General features: G+C 69.1%; 17 protein-coding genes. 8 read left to right on the forward strand and 9 right to left on the reverse strand.

Annotated elements, in window-relative coordinates:
• Positions 1–123 precede the first annotated feature (123 nt).
• Both ACNSN4_RS01855 and ACNSN4_RS01860 read left to right on the forward strand, forming a co-directional pair.
• Positions 124–822: a DUF6517 family protein gene (locus tag ACNSN4_RS01855; protein ID WP_418284353.1), complete on the forward strand. Its 699-nt coding sequence runs from the start codon at positions 124–126 to the stop codon at positions 820–822.
• A 118-nt stretch (positions 823–940) separates the two neighbouring features.
• Complete coding sequence (locus ACNSN4_RS01860; protein ID WP_418284064.1) at positions 941–2044, forward strand: DUF373 family protein; 1104 nt, start codon at positions 941–943, stop codon at positions 2042–2044.
• 53 nt (positions 2045–2097) lie between these two features.
• Here ACNSN4_RS01860 and ACNSN4_RS01865 read toward each other — a convergent pair whose 3' ends face one another.
• From ACNSN4_RS01865 to ACNSN4_RS01885, 5 genes are all read right to left on the reverse strand, one after another.
• The gene (locus tag ACNSN4_RS01865) at positions 2098–3120 is read right to left on the reverse strand and encodes a cell division protein CdpA domain-containing protein (protein ID WP_418284065.1); all 1023 of its coding nucleotides are present in this window, start codon (positions 3118–3120) and stop codon (positions 2098–2100) included.
• Positions 3121–3273: 153 nt separating this feature from the next.
• Positions 3274–4335: a phosphotransacetylase family protein gene (locus tag ACNSN4_RS01870; RefSeq protein ID WP_418284066.1), complete on the reverse strand. Its 1062-nt coding sequence runs from the start codon at positions 4333–4335 to the stop codon at positions 3274–3276.
• The gene (locus ACNSN4_RS01875; protein ID WP_418284067.1) at positions 4332–6446 is read right to left on the reverse strand and encodes an acetate--CoA ligase family protein; all 2115 of its coding nucleotides are present in this window, start codon (positions 6444–6446) and stop codon (positions 4332–4334) included. Before ACNSN4_RS01875 ends, ACNSN4_RS01870 begins: the two co-directional genes overlap by 4 nt.
• A gap of 185 nt (positions 6447–6631) precedes the next feature.
• Positions 6632–8161, reverse strand: coding sequence for a PAS domain-containing sensor histidine kinase (locus tag ACNSN4_RS01880; protein ID WP_418284068.1), 1530 nt, complete (start codon positions 8159–8161; stop codon positions 6632–6634).
• Between the two features lie 71 nt (positions 8162–8232).
• Positions 8233–8619 (reverse strand): helix-turn-helix domain-containing protein, encoded by a 387-nt coding sequence (locus ACNSN4_RS01885; RefSeq protein ID WP_418284069.1) that lies wholly within the window; start codon positions 8617–8619, stop codon positions 8233–8235.
• Positions 8620–8789: 170 nt separating this feature from the next.
• Here ACNSN4_RS01885 and ACNSN4_RS01890 point away from each other — a divergent pair, with 170 nt between their 5' ends.
• The 3 genes from ACNSN4_RS01890 to ACNSN4_RS01900 all read left to right on the forward strand — a co-directional run bounded on the left by ACNSN4_RS01890 (position 8790) and on the right by ACNSN4_RS01900 (position 10348).
• The gene (locus tag ACNSN4_RS01890; protein WP_418284070.1) at positions 8790–9425 is read left to right on the forward strand and encodes a helix-turn-helix domain-containing protein; all 636 of its coding nucleotides are present in this window, start codon (positions 8790–8792) and stop codon (positions 9423–9425) included.
• Positions 9426–9556: 131 nt separating this feature from the next.
• Positions 9557–9712 (forward strand): DUF7560 family zinc ribbon protein, encoded by a 156-nt coding sequence (locus ACNSN4_RS01895; protein ID WP_418284071.1) that lies wholly within the window; start codon positions 9557–9559, stop codon positions 9710–9712.
• A 180-nt stretch (positions 9713–9892) separates the two neighbouring features.
• Positions 9893–10348, forward strand: a complete 456-nt coding sequence (locus ACNSN4_RS01900) for a pyridoxamine 5'-phosphate oxidase family protein (RefSeq protein WP_418284072.1) — start codon at positions 9893–9895, stop codon at positions 10346–10348.
• 29 nt (positions 10349–10377) lie between these two features.
• Here ACNSN4_RS01900 and ACNSN4_RS01905 read toward each other — a convergent pair whose 3' ends face one another.
• From ACNSN4_RS01905 to ACNSN4_RS01920, 4 genes are all read right to left on the reverse strand, one after another.
• A complete protein-coding gene (locus ACNSN4_RS01905; protein ID WP_418284073.1) occupies positions 10378–11169 on the reverse strand; it encodes a creatininase family protein in 792 nt (263 codons plus the stop codon).
• A gap of 53 nt (positions 11170–11222) precedes the next feature.
• Positions 11223–11363 carry a DUF7560 family zinc ribbon protein gene (locus tag ACNSN4_RS01910; protein ID WP_418284354.1) on the reverse strand — a complete coding sequence of 47 codons (141 nt, stop codon included), beginning with the start codon at positions 11361–11363 and terminating at the stop codon, positions 11223–11225.
• Positions 11364–11445: 82 nt separating this feature from the next.
• On the reverse strand, positions 11446–12201 hold the full coding sequence (locus ACNSN4_RS01915; RefSeq protein WP_418284074.1) for an ABC transporter permease: 756 nt from the start codon (positions 12199–12201) through the stop codon (positions 11446–11448).
• Positions 12198–13265, reverse strand: a complete 1068-nt coding sequence (locus tag ACNSN4_RS01920; protein WP_418284075.1) for an ABC transporter ATP-binding protein — start codon at positions 13263–13265, stop codon at positions 12198–12200. The genes ACNSN4_RS01915 and ACNSN4_RS01920 overlap by 4 nt, the downstream gene beginning before the upstream one ends.
• A 138-nt stretch (positions 13266–13403) precedes the next feature.
• On the opposite strand from ACNSN4_RS01920, the gene folP reads away from it, so the two are divergent.
• The 3 genes from folP to ACNSN4_RS01935 all read left to right on the forward strand — a co-directional run bounded on the left by folP (position 13404) and on the right by ACNSN4_RS01935 (position 18662).
• Complete coding sequence (folP, locus tag ACNSN4_RS01925; RefSeq protein WP_418284076.1) at positions 13404–16034, forward strand: dihydropteroate synthase; 2631 nt, start codon at positions 13404–13406, stop codon at positions 16032–16034.
• Positions 16035–16070: 36 nt separating this feature from the next.
• Positions 16071–17507: a DHH family phosphoesterase gene (locus ACNSN4_RS01930; protein WP_418284077.1), complete on the forward strand. Its 1437-nt coding sequence runs from the start codon at positions 16071–16073 to the stop codon at positions 17505–17507.
• An 84-nt stretch (positions 17508–17591) separates the two neighbouring features.
• Positions 17592–18662 (forward strand): NAD(P)/FAD-dependent oxidoreductase, encoded by a 1071-nt coding sequence (locus tag ACNSN4_RS01935; RefSeq protein WP_418284078.1) that lies wholly within the window; start codon positions 17592–17594, stop codon positions 18660–18662.
• Positions 18663–18664 lie beyond the last annotated feature (2 nt).

Consider the following 18664-nt stretch of genomic DNA (forward strand, 5'->3'; position numbering starts at 1 on the left):
TATACCCGCTCCGGCCTCAAAAAGTGTCCGAACTCCGCGTTCCCGGGTGATTAGTTGGCACGCGCCGCCGAGCTCGGCAGCGAGGAGCACAAAGTATGTACCGTCGGCTCCGCGAACACGGGCATGGATCGACGAGCGTCCGCTGACAAGACGCCTGCCGCCGAATCGCTCACCCGTCGTCGAGCGCTCGCAATCGGTGGTGCGACCGGAATCGCCGCCGTCGCCGGCTGTACCGCCCTCGACGTCGCGACCGGAGAGCCAGCCGAGTTCGCCGCCGGAACGGCCACCGTCTCCGACGAGGCGCTCGCCGACACCGGTTACGAACTGAACGAGGTCACGAGCGAAACCGTTTCACGGGAGTTCGAGGTGGCCGGGTCGACCCGCGAGGTCCGCGTGACGAACCGCGTCGCCGAGTACGACCGCGCGGTCGAGATTTTCGGCGAGCGCTATCAGGCGGCGGTGTTCGCCGCCCTCGCGACGCCTCGCGTCGAAGTGCTCGGTCAGGCGTTCAACCCGATCGACGACCTCGACGACGAGGAGCGCGCGGAGCTCATCTTGAACCGCTACGACGACGTCGACGACCTCGAACGTAGCTCCGAGTACACCACGTCGATGCTCGACGGCGACGTCGACGTGGCCGTCTACACCGCGAGCGGCGAAATTGCCGGAACGGGCCTCGACGTCGATATCGAGCTCCACGTCGGCGCGCCCGTCGAGGCCGGGGACGACTTCGTACTCCCGCTGGCGGCGTATCCGGAGGGGTTCGGCGACGGGGAGTCCGTCCGCCGGATGATAAACGGGATCGAACACAGCGTTGAGTAGGCGCGTCTTCTGGTCCGATTCACGGCGATGCGCGCGGCGAAACCCCGTGTCGCGAGTGGCGCGGAGCGGCCCGCCGCGAGCCGAAAACATATGCCCCGCTATCGCGTAGCAGTCCACGATGCTACTCGTCCTCTGTGTCGACCTCGACGACGACCTCGGCCGCAAGACGGGGATCCCCACGCCCGTCATCGGCGTCGACGACGTCACCGAGGCCGCGGTCGCGCTCGCGACGGCCGACCCCGAGGACTCCGACGTGAACGTCCTGTTTCAGGGCGTCAACGTCCACGACGAGCTGGCGGCCGCTGGCGAGACGGTCGAGGTCGCGGCCGTCACCGGCGTCGACGGCTCCGACGTGAAAGCGAACCGCGCGGTCGGCAAGGAGGTCGACCGCGTACTCGCGGAGCTGTCGACCGGTGAGGAGGTCTCCGCGGTCGTCATCACGGACGGCGCACAGGACGAGTCGGTCCTCCCGGTGATCCGCTCACGGATGCCGATCGACGGGATGCGCCGAGTCGTCGTCCGACAGGCGCAGGACCTCGAATCGCTGTACTACACGATCAAGCAGGTGCTCGCCGACCCCGAGACCCGCGGCACAATCTTAGTCCCCCTCGGCGTCGTCCTCCTCATTTACCCGCTCGTCGTCGTCGCGAACCTCTTCGATATCGCCGGTGCGGCCGTCCTCGGAATCCTCTCGGGGATCGTCGGGCTCTACTCGCTGTTCCGCGGGCTCGGCTTGGAGGACACGGTCGACGGCGCGGCGGCGACCGTCCGGAACGTGCTGTACACCGGGCGGGTGACGCTCGTGACCTACGTCGTGGCGCTCGCGCTGATCGTCGTCGGCGTCGTGCAGGGGTTCGACACGGTCGATACCGTTCGCGGCGTCAGCGTCGCCGGCGTCGGCACCCTCGTCGCCGCGTTCGTCCACGGCTTCGTCCAGTGGCTCGCGGTCGCGGGCGTCACCTCCAGTCTCGGACAGATCACCGACGAGTACCTCGCCGGACGGTTCCGGTGGCGATACCTCAACGCCCCGTTCTACGTGCTCTCTATCGCCGTCGTGCTGTACGCCGTGTCCGGGTTCTTCCTCCCGGCCGCGCCCGGCGTGACCACGCTCGACCTCCCGGAGCTGGCGATGGCGCTCGCGGTCGGAACGCTCATCGGCGTGTTGAGCACGTTGACGTTCGCGGTCGCGGAGTCGCAGCTGCCGTCCGCGGAGCCGGTGTAAGTACCGAGCGGTCGCGGGCGGCGACAGTCCGGTATGAACGTGTCTTCGTCCGACTACCGCGGGGTCCACTCGTCGCAGGCGTCCATGTCGTCCATCAGCTCGTCGTAGTGACCGCAGTACGGCTGCATTCCCTGTTCGGTTCGGGCGTAGTCGAACTTCGCGCAGTTCCCGCAGTAGGTGTCTCCGGGGCCGTCGCGAGCCGCCGCGTTCCCTGCCCCCGGCGACGGGTCGGTCGGCGCGGACGTGCGATCCGAACCGCCCGGTCCGGACGTGTCGGTTTCCGCGTCGAGCGGCGAACGGAGGTTCGTCGCGGTCTCTCCGCCGTCGCTTACGCCCGCGGTGCCGAACCCGCCGCTCGGTGCGGTTCCGGTCCCCGCTTCGTCGCTCGCCCCTGCGCCGGTCGACGTCGACCGGGCCGTGCCACCAGTTCCGTCGCGGGCGGGGTCCCTCGCGGTCGCCTCGCTCGCGCCCGGGCGGTTCGTCTGCGTCTCCACCTCGCCGTCAGGGGTGCCACCGAGGAGGCCGACGCCGCCCATTCCGCCGAGCTGGTCGCGCTCGACCTCGATGATCTTCGTCTCGCCCTTGTGCGTCACCTCCATCGTGACCGTGCCGCCGGGGTCGTTGCGTGTTTTGAAGTTGGCGACGCCGACGAACACGCTCCACAGCGTCGTCGCGGCGCCGAGGAAGTACAGTCCCGCGGTCGGCAGCGTGAGGTCGGCGAGTTCCGGACTCGGGCCGCCCACCCACTGGTGGGGGTACGCGTGTGCGAACAACGCGACGCCGAGACACATGACGGCTGCACCGACGACGGCGGCCGCTCGGGTGTTCCGATCGGCCGGAAGAACGGTCATGACGCCGAGCAACAGGAGGGGAACGGCGACGCCGCCGAGGATCCCGCCGAGCCGTCTGGCGGCGCCGGAGCTGTAGCCGTTCGGGAGGAGCACCTCCGCGGCCACGAGGATTCCGCCGACGAGCAGCAGGGTTCCGGCGACGAACGACCCCACGCCGAGATAGAGTCGGCGCGGGTCGACCTCGGAGCGTCCCCGTCCACCGTACGCCTCCGAGAGACTGGTCATACGTGGCCTACGTCGTCCTCCCTGAAAACAGTATGTCAGACGCTCCCGTTCGACCCTCCGTGCGGCGGTCGAGTTCGTGGTCGCCGCGCGGGTCCGTTGATGCGGCGGTCGCCGCGCGAACGGCGTCCGAGCGGGCGGCGACCGTCTATCGGCTCAGATGAGCGCGTCGATGTCGACGTTCGCCTCCAGCAGCGTCGCCATCTGATCGACGGTGCGCGCGTCGCGAGTCCGCCCGCCGCGGACGACGTTCTCGGCGCGGTCGATCGCGGTGACGGTGTCGGTGTTCACGGCGAGTACGGGCTTGCCGGCGTCGGCGGCCTTCCCGAGCACGGCACCGGAGGGTCGGTGGCCGCCGGTCAGGACGAGACACGCGACGCCGGAGGCGTCGAGGGCGGCCGTCTGCACGTCGGCGCGGTCGCCGCCGGTGATGACGGCGGCGTCGCGGGCCCGTCGGAAGTAGCGAAGCGCCTCGTCGCCGCCCATCGCGCCGACGAGGAACCGCTCGACGAAGGCGTCGGTCGGGGCGTCAGTGAGGAGTTCCGCGCCGAGCTCGTCGGCGAGCTCGCCGACGGTGACGCCCGCGAGCTCCTTCTCGTGCGGGATGGCGCCCAGCACGGTGATTCCCTTCGATTCGAGGAACGGGATCCCGTCCTGATCGAGCGATTCGAAGGCGTCGTCGGACACCTTGTTGAACACGACGCCTTCGAGGCGGTCGCCGAAGTCGTCGGCGGCCGCGAGCACCTCGTCGAGGTCGTTCGGCGAGCCGTACTCGGCGACGAGCACGACCCGCGCGTCGAGCGCCTCAGCGACGTCGACGTCGGTGAGGTCGACGACGCCGCCGGTGGTCCAGCGGCCGCCGCCCTCGATGAACATCTGGTCGCGGTCGGCGGCCAACTCCTCGAACTCCTCGCGGATCCGGTCGCGCAGGGCGGCCGGGTCCTCGGTGCCGCGGATCGCCCCCTCGACGAACGTCGGGGAGTAGACGACGGGTTCCATCTGGTGCATCTCCGCGTCGAGCCCGAGCACCTCGCGGGCGAGCATGGGGTCCTGATCGAGCGTCTTGCCGACGTTCGACTGCAGGCGAGTCCCCTTCGGTTTCATGTAGCCGACGCTGCGGCCGCGGTCGGCGGCCAGCCGAGCGAGGGCGACGGTGATCGCTGTCTTGCCGGTGTGTTCTCCGGTCGCGGTGACGAGTGTCGTGGTGGTTTCTGTCATGGGTCGAGTTCCTCCGGGTCAACCGTAAGTCTCACGTCGACGGCGGCGGCGTTCGTGCCGCCGTCGTCGTCGGGCAGTGCGACGAGCGGATTGATGTCGAGTTCGAGGATGGCCGGGAAGTCCGTAACGAGCTGCGAGAGCCGACCGATCGTCTCGATCACGGCGTCGATGTCGACCGGGTCACGGCCGCGGGCGCCACGCAGTAGCGGCGCCGACTGAATCTCCTCGGTCATCGCGCGGGCTTCCGGCTCCGAGACGGGCGCGACGCGGAAGGTGGTGTCCTCCATCACCTCCACGAAGATCCCGCCGAGGCCGAACATCAGGAGCGGACCGAACTGCGGGTCGCGGTTCATGCCGACGATGGTCTCGACGCCGTCGTCGAGATCGACCATCTCCTGCACCTGCACGCCCAACACCGTCGCGTCCGGCTGGTAGTTTCGCGCGCGAGTGATCAGGTCCTCGTACGTGTCGGCCACCTCGCCGTCCTCGACGCCGACGGCGACGCCGCCGATGTCGGACTTGTGGAGGATGTCGGGCGAGACGATCTTCATCACGACGTCGCCGTCGATTCCCTCGGCGACCTCGGCGGCGCGTTCCGGCGAGTCGACGATTTCGCCGTCGGGCGTCGGGATTCCGTACGCGTCGAGTAAGTCCATCGCCTCGACGCCCAGACGGTTGTCGTCGCGGTCGCGGACCGACGAGAGGATATCGTAGGCTCGATCGCGATCGACGTCGTACGACATCGGGGCGTCGTACTCGCGCTCCTTGATGTCGCGGTACTCCGCCAGCGTCGCGAGGCTCTCGATCCCCCGCGCCGGGTCGAAGTAACAGGGGATTCCCTTCGCTTGGAGCTGCTGTTTCGGCTCGCGAGTCCGGTCGCCGCCCATCAGACAGGCGGCGACGGGGGCGTCCATCTCCTCGCTGACCGCCTCGATCGCGTCGGCCAAGTCGGCGAAGTCGATCGTCGCCGTCGGCGCGGCCAACACCAGCGCGGCCCCGACGTTGTCGTCGGCGACGGTAATTTCGAGGGCCTCGCGGAACCGCTCCACGTCGGCGTCGCCGATGACGTCGACGGGGTTGTGGATGTTCGCCTCCGCCGGCATCGACTCGGCGAGCGCGCCGCTCGTCTCGCTCGTGAACGACGCCATGTCGAGGTCGGCGTCGCCGACGGCGTCGGTCGCCATCACGCCGGGACCGCCGGCGTTCGTGACGATCGCGACGCTGTCGGTGTCGGGCAGCGGTTGGCTCCCGAGGATACCGGCGGAGTCGAACAGCTCGTCGACCGACTCCGCGCGGATGACGCCCGCCTGATCGAGACCGGCCTCGTACGCCTTGTCGGAACCGGCGAGCGTCCCGGTGTGCGAGGAGGCGGCCTGCGCGCCCGCGCTCGTTCGCCCGGACTTCACGACGACGATCGGCGTGTCCCGTGCGGTCTCGCGGGCGGTGTCGATGAACTCGCGGCCGTCCTCGATCCCCTCGAGGTAGCCGATGATCACGTCGGTCTCCTCGTCGTCGCCCCAGTGGTCGACGAAGTCGGTCTCGTCCAACACCGCCTTGTTGCCGAGCGAGACGACGTCTTTGAACCCGATCCCGTTGTCGTTGGCCCAGTCGAGGACCGCGGTGACGAACGCCCCCGACTGACTCATAAAGGAGAGCCCGCCGGGTAAGGCGTTCTCCGGGCCGAACGTCGCGTTCATGCCCGAGGGCGTCGACATGATCCCCAGGCTGTTTGGGCCGACGAGGTTCAGGTCGTACTCGTCGGCTATCTCCGCGAGGCGACGTTCCCTCGCGGCCCCGTCTTCTCCCGTCTCCCCGAATCCGGCGGTGATCACGACGACGTTTCGGACGCCGGCCGCGCCACAGGCCTCGATCGCGTCCAACACGATCGACGGTGGCACGACGATGACGGCGACGTCGGCGTCCGCCTCGGACACCTCGTCGACGCAGGGCGTCCCGAGCACCTCGTCGTAGTTCGGGTTGACGGGAACGGTGTCACCGTCGAAATCGTCGAGTAAGTTCGACGTGACGGCGCGACCGACGGCCCCCTCGCGGGCCGTGGCGCCGACGACGGCGACCCGATCCGGGTCGAACAGCTCGTTGAGCGTACCCATCAACGAGTATCTACGCAAACCACTGTTTTAAGATCGGTGGGAGCGTTTTCGGTAGCCGAGTCAATAATAAACGATCGATCTGAACACGCTGTCTGCAGTCCACATGTCGCTATCTCGACGGGGATTCATCTGCTGATCGTGTCTTTTCTGTCCCTCGATCTGTGGCCGAAAGTCATCGGCCGATCTCAGTCCGTGCCCGCGCGTTCTCCCTTTCGCAGTCCCGTTTGACGGCTATCGACCACAGCGGCGCGGCTCGACTCCGTCTCGCTTTGGTCACAGTCGGCGCTCGGAACGGACAGCGTCACGACGTTGCCGTCCGCGTGGGTGCCGAACGTGACGTTGCCGCCGGACCGGTCCGCGATCCAGTAGACGAGCCACAGCCCCATACCGTCGGTGTGGTGGAGGTCGTCCATCTCCCAGCGATCCGTGATCACGTGCCGCTCTTCGGTCGGAATCGGGGGACAGTTGTCGCGGACCGCGATATCGACCGCGTCGCCGTCGGTCTCGACCACGACGTGCACGGAGGGCGTCGACTCCGCGTGCTCGACGGCGTTCTCGATCAGCTCGGCTATCGCGTAGTCGAGTTCCGCGTGCGTGAACGCCCGGAGACCGTCCGGACAGCAGACGAGCACATCGTCGGCGGTCGCCTTGCCCTCGATCGCGATTTCGACGGCGCTCTCGACGAGTGGCGTGATTTCGACCGGCTCGGGAGCGCCTCGCTGACGGAGCAGCTCGATCACGCCGCGCTGTTTTTCCGCCGTCGTCAACAGGTCGTCGGCCACGCGCCGGATCGTCTCCGTCTGCTCGTGGAGGTCCGCCGCGAGGGCGTCGAGGGCGTCGCTCGGGAGGCCGTCGCCCTGCTCGCTCGCGGAGTCGTCGACGGCCGCCGCCACCCGGTCGGTGATCCGCTCTGCGGTGCCGTCGACGACGTTCATGTCGTTGCGGATCGTGTGCCGGAGCAGATTGTCCATCACGGTCAGCTGTCGTTCGCGCCGGTACTCGTCGGTCACGTCGCGCGAGAACCCGGTTACGGCGACGACGCGTCCGTCCTCGATCACCGGTTCGGCCGGCACACGGAGCCACTTCGTCGTCCCTTGCTCCGTCTTGACGCGATAATCGATCAGGATCGATTCGCCGGCTGAGAGCCGCTCCATCGCGCGCTCGACGTACGCCCGGTCGTCGGAGTGGATCGACTCCACGAACATCGTCGGGTCCCGTTTGAGCGCCGACCGCGTGATGCCGAACACGTCTTCGATCGCGTCGTTGATGAACAGCAACTCGCTCCAGTCGGCGGAGTACATCCAGAACACGTCCGAGGAAGCGGCCGCGATCGTCTCCAGCCGACGGCGCGTCTCGACCTCCGCGGTCACGTCCCGCGAGGACATCGCGTAGCCGTCGAGGTCGGTTTCAGCGGGCGTGTACACCTGCGTTCGCAGCCAGACCCAATTCCCGTCGGCGGTGCCGTAGCGGTACTCCAGCGGCGCTTCAGTGTCGCGGTCGCCGTCGACGATCGCATCGAAGGCGGTCCGGATCCGCAGTTCGTCATCGGGATGAACGAGCGCGAACGCGTCGCTATCGACGAGTTCGTCCGGCTCAAAGCCGAGGAGGTCCGCGACCGTCGCGTTGAGGTGCCGGTAGATCCCGTCGGCGCCGATGACGGCGACCTTGTCCTGTGTGAGATCCAGAAGAATATCGAGATCCGGCACGCGAGACATGTCTGACCGACTTCTTGGGGATGTCATAAACGTGTCCGTCGGATTATCAACAGCGAAACGGGGAGTCCGGCTCAGTCGGCGGAGACGCCGGGCATCTCGAAGCTTGCCCGGGGCGATTCGGCTGCCGTTTCGACCGTCAAGCTGATCTCGCCGTCGGCGAGCGCGATCGTGGCGTCAGTCGCGGCGCGCGTGTACTCGGCCGCGTGGTCGCCGTTCGGGTCGAAGCGGACGCCCTCCGCTAAGAGCGGCGTCTCGCTCAACCGCTCGACCTTCCGGTAGGCCGTCGACAGTGCGAGGTCGCACACGTCGGCCAGTTCGCCCGTCGTCATCGGCGTGTCCGCGGCACCGAGAATCGCTCTGCAGTCAGGATCTGCAAGCGCCTCGAACGTCGCGTCGAGCGTCTCGTCTCCTTCCGTCGCGGTCGTCGGGCCGGTCGTGTGGGCCACGTTTCGCTTCATGGACGTAGATACCCCCTCCGTGCACCCCAACACCCTCCCTGCATATGTGGGGTGTTTTATAACCATCCCGGCGGGTCGGGGCGTCGTCGGCCTCACCCGACCCCGAAGCCGCTGTCAACGATCCGGCTCCCGCCAACGTTTTGCCCGGCGGCGGGTACGAACGGATGAAGATGGGATCCGGCATCAGAGCGGAAGTCTCGCTGCCGACGTCGGCGCCGTCCCCGTTCGACGGCGTGCTCGACGGCTCGACGCCGGTTTACAGCGTCGCGCGCAGTGCGGCGGACGGTGACGCGGACGAGGTCGTCTTCGAGTTCATCGCCGACGCCGACCTGCCGGTTCCCGAGGGAGTGGAAGTCGTGTTCGACTACGGCGGCAAGACCGCCTACCGGTTCTCGGTCCCGTGTTGCGACGAGTCGCCCTTTGCGGTGCTCGACCGCCACGGCGTTCCCGTGTCGGAGACGACGATCCGAGACGGGCGGCTGATCGTCACGTTCCACGCGACGGACCTGCCGACCCTCCGGTCGGTGCTCGACGCGTTTCGGGAGTCGTGTCCCGATATGCGAGTGTTACAGCTGCTGCAGTCGTCGTCGACGCCCGAGGAGTCGGACTTCGTCACCGTCGACCGAAGCGAGTTGACGGAGCGTCAGCGCGAGGTGCTCACGGCCGCATACGAGGCGGGGTACTTCGATCATCCGAAGGGGGCCAACGCCGGCGAGGTGGCGGCGTCGCTCGGCATCGATCGGTCGACGTTCTCAGAGCATATGGCGGCCGCCCAGCGGAAGCTGCTGTCGACGCTGATCGACTGAGCCGTCCGACCGGAAACGGCGGTTCGCCCCCGGTTGGCGGGGTGATTCCGTCCCGACCGGCGCGCGGTCGGATTCCGAAACCGCTGGAATCCGATCCATCCTTCATGTGGGTTGGTGTCGTACTCGATGCTATGACGAGTCCACGGATACACACCTTCGTCTGCTCGGAGTGTCATCGCATGATCGAGGTGGACGGCGCGATGCGAGCGACGCTGCTCGATGTCGGCTGTGTCGTCTGCGGCGCGCCGGTCACAGAGGGCGACATCGTGGACTCGCAGACTGCGTAGCGGGTTCTCGTGTCGGTTCCGGTCGATTATCGGGTGTTTCGATCGGTCCTCCACATTGCTCCGGAGTCGGTTTCACTCGCCCGCGTGCCCCGCGTCCGCCGTTCGATTGCGCGCTCGCCTCGCAGTCGCCGTTCGATCGCTCTCGTATCCTTTATCCGGGCGTACGCCGCACCGTTGCGTATGGCGACGAGAAGCGAGGTCGAGATGACTGATGCGGAGATCGACGCGCTGTTGTCTCGACACGAGACCGGCGTTCTGTCGCTCGCGCGCGACGGGGCTCCGTACGCGATTCCGATCTCCTACGGGTTCGACGAGGAGTCGCGGGAGGCGTACCTCCGACTGGTGTCGACGCCCGACAGCGAGAAACGGAAATTCCTCGCGTCGGACCCGCAGGCGCGGATCGTGGTGTACGAGGAGGACGGTGAGGAGTACGCGAGCGTCGTCGGCGTCGGGACGCTTCACCGCGTCGACCTCGACGACCTCACGCCCGAATCGATCGCGCAGTACGGACAGACCCGCCGACCGCTCTTCGAGATCTGGGCCGAAGGCAAATCCGACCTCGACATCGAACTCTACCGATTCGAGCCCGAGCGGCTCACCGGACGGACCGTCGTTATCGACCGCGACGAGGAGTGAGGAGCGCTTCGCCGAATTTGTTTTTCTGACTACTCCTCCGGCTCCTCCAGCGCATCGACGAGCTCCGTTATCCCCGACACCGCCGCCTCGACCAGCGCGTCTCCCTTCTCCGCGGTCGCGACGGTCGGATCGCCGATGTTGCCGCTGGAGGTGATCGCTTCCATGTCCTCCGCGGTGAGCGACCAGCCGACCCGGTTGTCGCCGAGCGCGTCGTAGTCGGTAAGCGGCAGCGACTCCTCGGGCGGGTCGACCGCGGTCGCCGCGTCCATGTCGACGAGTTCGGGGAACAGCGCGAGCATGATGCTCGTCTCGAACTCCGAGGCGTGAAACGACACGTCGCCGGTCCGGATCTCCGCGGCGACGTCCGCGAAGAGTTCGACCAGCGGAACGTGAAAGGCGTCCACGTCGCTCTCCGTGCGGAGGCGGCGCACGACGACCTCCAGCTCGGGGTCCTGTGCGAGGTAGTGGCCGTTCAGCAGGAGGACGTTCTCGATCCCCCACTCGCTCGCGGAGTCGCAGATGTCGAAGACGTACCGCTGGAACGTCTCCGTCGAAACGGTGAACGTCCCCGGCTTGAACGTGTGATGCGGGCTGACCCCGTACCAGATCGGCGGTGCGAGCAGCGCCGGCGTTCGTTCGACGACGCGCTCGCCGATCGCTTCCGGCATGAGCGCGTCGACGCCGAGGGGGAGGTGGTGACCGTGTTGCTCGGTGCTCCCGACGGGGATCAGAAGGGTTCGCGTTCGGTCGAGCGCCGCGTCGATCTCGCGCCACGTCATCTCGGCGACGCGGTGTGGCCCTGCGTTCGGTGTGTCGTCCATAGGCGGGCGTCTCGGCGCGCAGACAAAACGGAACCGGCCGCGCTTCCTCCTCCCTACTCGCCGTCGGCGAAATCGTCGTCGCTCGCTTCGGCCGTACAGACCGGACAGCCGGTCTCGAGAATCGTCTCTCGCATCTCGTCGTTGACCTCGATGGTCTGTGCGCAATCAGTACAGGTGAATTGGACGGTCGTCAACACTGGCCCTCTCTCGTCTCACGAGGAGGGTGTCGGGTAATATAAATGGCCGGTTCCACGCCGAATTCAGCGGATCAGCGGATCAGTCCGTTCGCGGGACGGCGTACGCGCCGACCGCGAGGAACCCGACCGCGAGGACCGCGAGGACCGCGAGGTCGCCGAGCCACGGGCCGCCGTCGAACGTGATCGCCCGCGTTCCGCGAGCGAAGTACGTCAGCGGCGAGGCGGCGACGGCGGGGAGGAACCACTCCGGCAGCAGCGCGGGCGGGACGAACGTCTCCGAGAGGAATAACAGCGGAAGCGCGACCGTGTTGCTCGCGGCGATCACGCCGTCCTGCGAGTCTGAGAGCGCGCCGAGTATCGCTCCGAGCCCGCAGAAGAGCGCGACGCCGACGGCGACAAATATGGGGAGAACCGCCAGCGCGGGCGAGACGACGAGCTCGGCGTCGGTCACCGCTAATACGAGGCCCAGGATGAGGAGGCTCGCCGCGCCGATGATCGCGACGTTGACGAGCGTGTGCGCGAACAGCCACTCAGCGCGTGAGAGCGGCGTCGTCGCCAGCTTTTCGAATCTCCCGCCGTCGCGGTGGCGCGCGATCTCGGAGCCGACCCGCGAGAGCGGGGTAAAGAGGACGACGACGGCGAGATAGCCGGGGATGTAATAGCCCGCGGGCTCGGCGAAGAGACCGCCGCCGGTCGGCTGCGTCCGGACCAGCGCGCCGAAGATGACGACGAGGATCACGGGGAAGAAGAAGGTGAAGAACACCGCGGTTCGACGCCGGAGGAACGACCGCGCGGCCGCGGTCGTCTCCGTTCCGATCCGACCGAGCCGCGTCATCGGTCGCCTCCGTCGGGGGCGGTTGATCCTCCGTCGGGGGCGGTTGATCCTCCGCCGGTCGGGGCGGTCTGCCCCTCTCGCGGCGAGTACTCCTCCCCGGTGAGCCGAAGGTACACGTCCTCCAGGGAGGGTTCCGACCACGCGAGCGACTCGAACGCGACTCCGGCCGCGTCGAGGGCGTCGACCGCGGCGCCGATCCCTTCGGGTCGAACGCCGAGGATCCGGAGCCCGTCCTCGGTCGATTCGACGGTCGGAGCCGCTGACAGCGTGTCCCGGACCCGCTCCGTGACCGCCTCGACCACCTCGTCGCTCGCGGCCTCGTCGAGGGTCACCGCCAGTCGCGGATCGCCGCCGTGCTCGGCGATCAGTCGATCGGGGGCGCCGACCGCGACGACCGCGCCGTCGCGAAGCAGGGCGACGCGGTCGGCCAGCCGCTCGACCTCGTCCATCGCGTGACTCGTGAGGAAGACGGTCGTCCCGCCGCCAGCGAGCCGCTCTATCAGGCGGTGGATAGAGCGACGCCCGGCCGGGTCGATCCCGGTGGTCGGCTCGTCTAAAAAGAGGAGGTCGGGATCGTTGACGATGGCGGTCGCGACGCAGGTCCGCCGCTTCTGCCCGCCCGAGAGCGTCTCGTACCACACGTCCGCGTCGTCGGCCATCCCCACGTCGCGGAGCACGCTTCCCGTCTCTCGCGCCTCGTCGTACAGCCCGCCGTAGTAGTCGACCAGCTCGCGGGCGGTGAGTCGCTCCGGCGGGTCGAACGACTGCGGGAGCAGCCCGATGCGCTGCGGGTCGACCTCGCGCGGCGGGACGCCGAACACGCGCAGGTCGCCTTCGGCCTCGGTCGTGCCCGTCAGCGCGCGGACGAGGGTCGTCTTCCCGGCGCCGTTCGGGCCGATGAGTCCGAACACCTCGCCGGACGGCACGTCGAGGTCGACGCCGTCGAGCGCGACGACGTCGCCGTACGACTTCCGGACGCCCTCGCCGACGAGGACCGGGTCCGCGGCGGTGTCGCGTCCGCGTTCCCCTTCCTCGACCGCCGACGCGGCCGCGGTCTCGTTCATGCGAACGGGTCGGGCTGCCGCGCGCGTAAGGGTTGCTCTTCGCGGCGGGGTCGTCGCTCAGTTCGCTTCGCGCTGGACTCGTCGCTTAGTTCGCCGCGGTCCGTCACGCCTAAGCGACACGACGCCGACCCACGGCGTATGGACTACCACGAGGCGGCGGCGTTCCTCTTCGACCTCCGCCGCTTCTCGGTCAAGCCGGGGACCGAACGGATCGCGGCGCTGCTCGACCGGCTCGGGAACCCCGAGGACGACGTGCCGTTCGTGCAGGTCGCGGGCTCGAACGGGAAGGGGAGCACGGTGCGCATGACCGAGTCGATCCTCCGCGAGGCCGGGCTCTCCGTCGGGCTCTACACCTCGCCGCACCTCTCCGCGCTCGCCGAGCGCGTCCGCGTCGACGGGCGGCAGATGACCGAGGCGGCGATCGCCGACTTCGTCGCCGAGGTGAAACCGTGGCTCGTGGAGCGCGCGGCCGCCGGCGAGCCGCTCACCTTCTTCGAGGTCGTGACGGCGATGGCGATCCGCGACTTCGCCCGCCGGGACGTCGACGTGGCCGTCTTGGAGGTCGGGCTCGGCGGCGAGTACGACGCGACCAGCGCGGTCGACCCCGTCGCCGCCGCGGTCACGAACGTCTCGCTCGAACACACCGCGGTGCTCGGCGACACGATCGCGGAGATCGCCCGGACGAAGGCCCGGATCGCCTCCCCGGGCGCGCCCCTCGTGACGGCCTGTGAGGGCGAGGCGCTGGACGTGGTCCGCGAGGTCGCCAACGACGCAGGAGCCCCGGTCGCGACGGTGGCGGGAACGAGCGACAGTAGCGGAAACGGCGAGACCGACCCCGCCCTCTCCGTCGCCTACGAGGGTCGCGTGAGCCCGACCGACGCCGAGGTGACCCTCGCGGGCGAGGTGACGGGCACCTACCGGGTCCCGCTCGTCGGCGAGCACCAGGCCACGAACGCCGGTATCGCGGTGGCGTTGGCGCGGCGGACGGCGGCCGCGGTGGGCGCGGACGACGGCGCAGCGGTCGAGGGTGCCCCCCTCGCCGACGCCGCGGTCCGCGACGGGCTCGCGCGGGCGACGTGGCCGGGGCGGTTCGAGGTGCTCGACACCGCGCCGTTGACCGTCCTCGACGGCGCGCACAACCCGGCGGCCTGCCGGACGCTCGCGCGGACCCTCGCGGAGTACGAGTACGACGACCTCCACCTCGTGTACGGCGCGATGCACGACAAGGACCACGCGGGCGCGGCGGCCGCGCTCCCCGACGCCGCCTCGGCGGTCACCTGTCGGCCGGCGCTCGACCGCGCGGAGGACCCGGAGGTGTTGGCGGTCGCGCTTCGGGACGCCGGCGTCGACGAGGTGGTCGCCGGAGAGGACGTGGCCCGGGCGCTCGACGACGCCGTCGACCGCGCGGCCCCAGACGACTGCGTGCTGCTCGTCGGGTCGCTGTTCGCGGTCGCCGAGGCCCGGGCGGCCCGGATGCGGACTGTGACCCCGAAGTCGCCCGCTCGGACCGGCGACGTGTCCGCCGCCCGACGCGACGGGTTCGACCACCGCGTGCTCGCACTCCGGCTCCGCGGCGATCGCGCGGAGCGGATCGCGGCCGAGCTCCGGGCTGTCGGCGGCGACGCCGCACTCGGCGGGCTCGGCGCCGGTCGCGGTCAGGTCCCAGGCGGCGAGGACGTTCCGGTCACGCTGGCGGCGACGGTCGCGGAGTTCCGCGAGCTGCTCGGTCGGCTCCGCGGCCTCGACGACGGCGGGTTCGTGGGAATCGCGGCGGACATCGCTCACCGGCTGGGGTTCCGTGGCGAGACTCCTCAGAACGACGACGATGCGGCCGCCGACGGCACGACCGACGACGGCGCCGCAGACGACGGCGCCGCCGCCTACCCGTGGACCGACGGCACCGCGGTGATGGGCGTGCTCAACGTCACCCCCGACTCGTTCCACGACGGCGGTCGCCACGCGGGCCTCGACGACGCGGTCGCCGGCGTCGAGCGGATGGTCGAGGCCGGGGTCGATATCGTCGACGTCGGCGGCGAGTCGACGCGACCGGGCGCGGATCCGGTCCCGGTCGAAGAGGAGATCGATCGGGTCGTCCCGACCGTCGAGGCGATCCGGTCGGTGTCGGCGGTCGCCGACGGCGACGTGCTCGTCTCGATCGACACGCGCAAGCCCGAGGTCGCGGAGGCGGCCCTGGAGGCGGGCGCGGACGTCATTAACGACGTGACCGGATTGGAGGACCCGGCAATGCGCGAGGTCGTCGCCGCTGCGGGCTGTCCGGTCGTCGTGATGCACAGCCTCGACGCGCCGGTGGACCCCTCGAACGATCCCGAGTACGACGACGTCGTCACAGACGTGATCCGCGACCTCCGCGAGCGGCTCGCGCTCGCCGACACCGCCGGGATCGACCGCGAGAAGGTGATCGTCGACCCCGGGCTCGGCTTCGGTAAGTCGGCCGACGAGGGATTCGAACTGATCGACCGCATCGGCGAGTTCGCGGCGCTGGACTGCCCCGTGCTGATCGGCCACTCGCACAAGTCGATGTTCGCCGCGGTCGACCGCGGCCCCGACGATCGCGAGCACGCAACTGTCGCCGCGACCGCGCTCGCGGCCGATCGCGGGGTCGACATCGTTCGCGTCCACGATATCGCGGCGAACCGTGCGGCGGTCGACGTCGCGGCGGCGGTCGACGTCGCGGCGGCGGTCGGCGACGGAACAGCGGTCGGCGACGGGACCCGCCCGAGCGGCCCGAAGCCCAGCGACAACGAATGACGGCAGCGTTTTCATCCGTGGACCCCTCGCGTCGGTATGGCCCGGCGTCTGCTGCTCGGCTGTAGCGCGGTCGGGAACACGCTCGTCGAGCGCACCCGCGAGGAGCGCGACGAGATCGCGGCGATCAGCGACGACACCGGGTGGGTGTCGACGCTGCGCGATCGCAATATCGCCACGATCGAGGCCGACCCGACAGATCCGTCCGTGTACCCCGACAACGCCGCAGTCGTGCTGGTCGCGAGCGACGACCCGGCGCGCAACGTCGCCGCCGCGGAGGCGGCGCGGAGGAGATACCCGGACGCGATGATCGTCGCACACGTCGGAACGAATCCGACCGCGGCACAACAGGACGCGGTCGCCGCGGTCGCCGACCGCGTCGTCGACCCCGTTGCGGCGATCGTCGACCGTGTCCGCGAGGCGACCGGTCTCGACGGCGAGGAGCGGCCGGCCCGTCTGCTGTCGACGCTTCGAAAGCTGTCCGGGCCGCTGCTCGTCGTCGCGCACGACAACCCCGATCCCGACGCCATCGCGAGCGCGCTCGGACTGGCGCGCATCGCCGAGTCCGTCGGTGTCCCAGCGGACCCCTGCTACGGCGGCGAGATCGCCCACCAAGAGAACCGGGCGATGGTGAACGTACTCGACCTCGATCTCGTGACGTTCGACGGGATCGACCTCGACGACTACGATGGAATCGCCCTCGTTGACCACTCGCGAGCCGGTATCAACGACAGCCTCCCGGAGGGATACCCGGTCGACGTCGTCATCGACCACCACCCCCCGCGCGGCCCGGTCGCGGGGTCGTTCGTCGACATTCGCCCCGATATCGGGTCGACGAGTACGCTGATCACGGAGTACCTCGACCGGATCGGAATCGAGCCGACGCGCGAACTGGCGACCGCGCTGTTGTACGGGATTCGGATCGACACGAAGGATTTCACGCGCTTGACGGCGATCCCGGACTTCGAGGCGGCGGCGTCGCTGTCGTCCCGCGCCGACGAGTCGACGCTCGAACGCGTCGAAAGCCCCAGCGTGAGCCCGGAGACGCTCCGCGTGCTCGCGAGCGCCATCGAAGCACGCGACGTGCGGGGGTCGACGGTCGCCTCCTGTGCCGGGGAGATCGCCGACCGCGACGCGCTGGCGCAGGCGGCCGAGCGTCTCCTCGCCTTGGACGGGATCACGGTGACCTTCGTGTACGGCTACATGGACGGCGTGATATACGGCTCTGCGCGCGCTCGCGGCGCGGATCTCGACATCGGCGAACTCCTCCGTGACGCGCTCGATCCGGTCGGCTCTGCGGGCGGTCACGCGACCATGGCGGGCGCGCAGGTGCCGCTCGGAATCTTAGAGGAGGTGTCGGAGTCGGAGTCGCTACCCGAGGTCGTCGAGGCGTTCGTCTCCGGGCGCTTCTTCGAGGCGCTCGCCGACGCCCCGACCGCTCCGAGCGGGACGGTGCCGGAGTTCCCGACTGACTGACGCTCGCCTCCAGTCGCGTCCCCCGTTCCGTTCTCCGCGCCCGAGGGCGCAACCTACATATCCTGTCGTGCCGAACAGTATAGTATGAGTGATGAAATACTCGACCACCGACGACTCCTGATCGCCGGGAGCGGAATCGCCGCGCTGAGCGCGGCGATCTACGCCGCCCGGTCGAACAACGAGCCGCTGTTGATCGAGGGCGACGAGCCGGGCGGCCAGCTCACCCTGACGACCGACGTCGAGAACTACCCCGGCTTTCCCGACGGGATCTCCGGTCCGGAGCTCATCAACAACATGCGCGAGCAGGCGGGGAAGTTCGGCGCGGAGTTCGAGAGCGGGATCGTCGCCGACGTACAGAAGCAGCCCGCGGGTCACTTCCGCGTCGAGCTGACGAACGGCGACGTGTACACCGCGGACGCCGTGACCGCCGCCTCGGGCGCCTCCGCCAGAACGCTCGGCGTGCCGGGTGAGGACGAGCTGATGGGGTACGGACTCTCGACGTGTGCGACGTGTGACGGCGCGTTCTTCCGCGACGAGGACATGCTCGTCGTCGGCGGCGGCGACGCCGCGATGGAGGAGGCCAACTTCCTCACCAAGTTCGCCGACACCGTCTACATCGCCCACCGACGCGAGGAGTTCCGCGCAGAGGACGTCTGGATCGACCGCGTGATGGACAAGGTCGACGACGGTGCGATCGAGATCCTCAAAAACACGGAGCTCACCGAGATTCACGGCACGCCGGAAGACGGGATCACGAGCGTGACGCTCGTCGAGCACCCCGAGGGCCACCCCACGGAGAAGCTCGACGACCCCGCGACCGCCGACGAGGTCGACGAGTACGAGTTCGACGTCGGCGCGGTGTTCTACGCCATCGGCCACACGCCGAACACCGACTATCTGGCCGAGACGGGCGTCGAACTCGACGACGCCGGCTATCTCATCACGCAGGGCGGCCGCGACGGCGGACAGACCGCGACCGCGGTCGAGGGGCTCTTCGGCGCGGGCGACGTGGTCGACCACCACTATCAGCAGGCGGTCACCGCCGGCGGGATGGGCGTGGAAGCCGCGCTCGACGCCGACGACTACCTCTCTGAGCGGGAACGAGCCGGCGAGCTGTATGAGGATGCGGTCGACGCCGCGGCCGCAGACGACTAGGA

The sequence above is a fragment of the Halorubrum marinum genome (assembly GCF_048381195.1).
Classification (GTDB): domain Archaea; phylum Halobacteriota; class Halobacteria; order Halobacteriales; family Haloferacaceae; genus Halorubrum.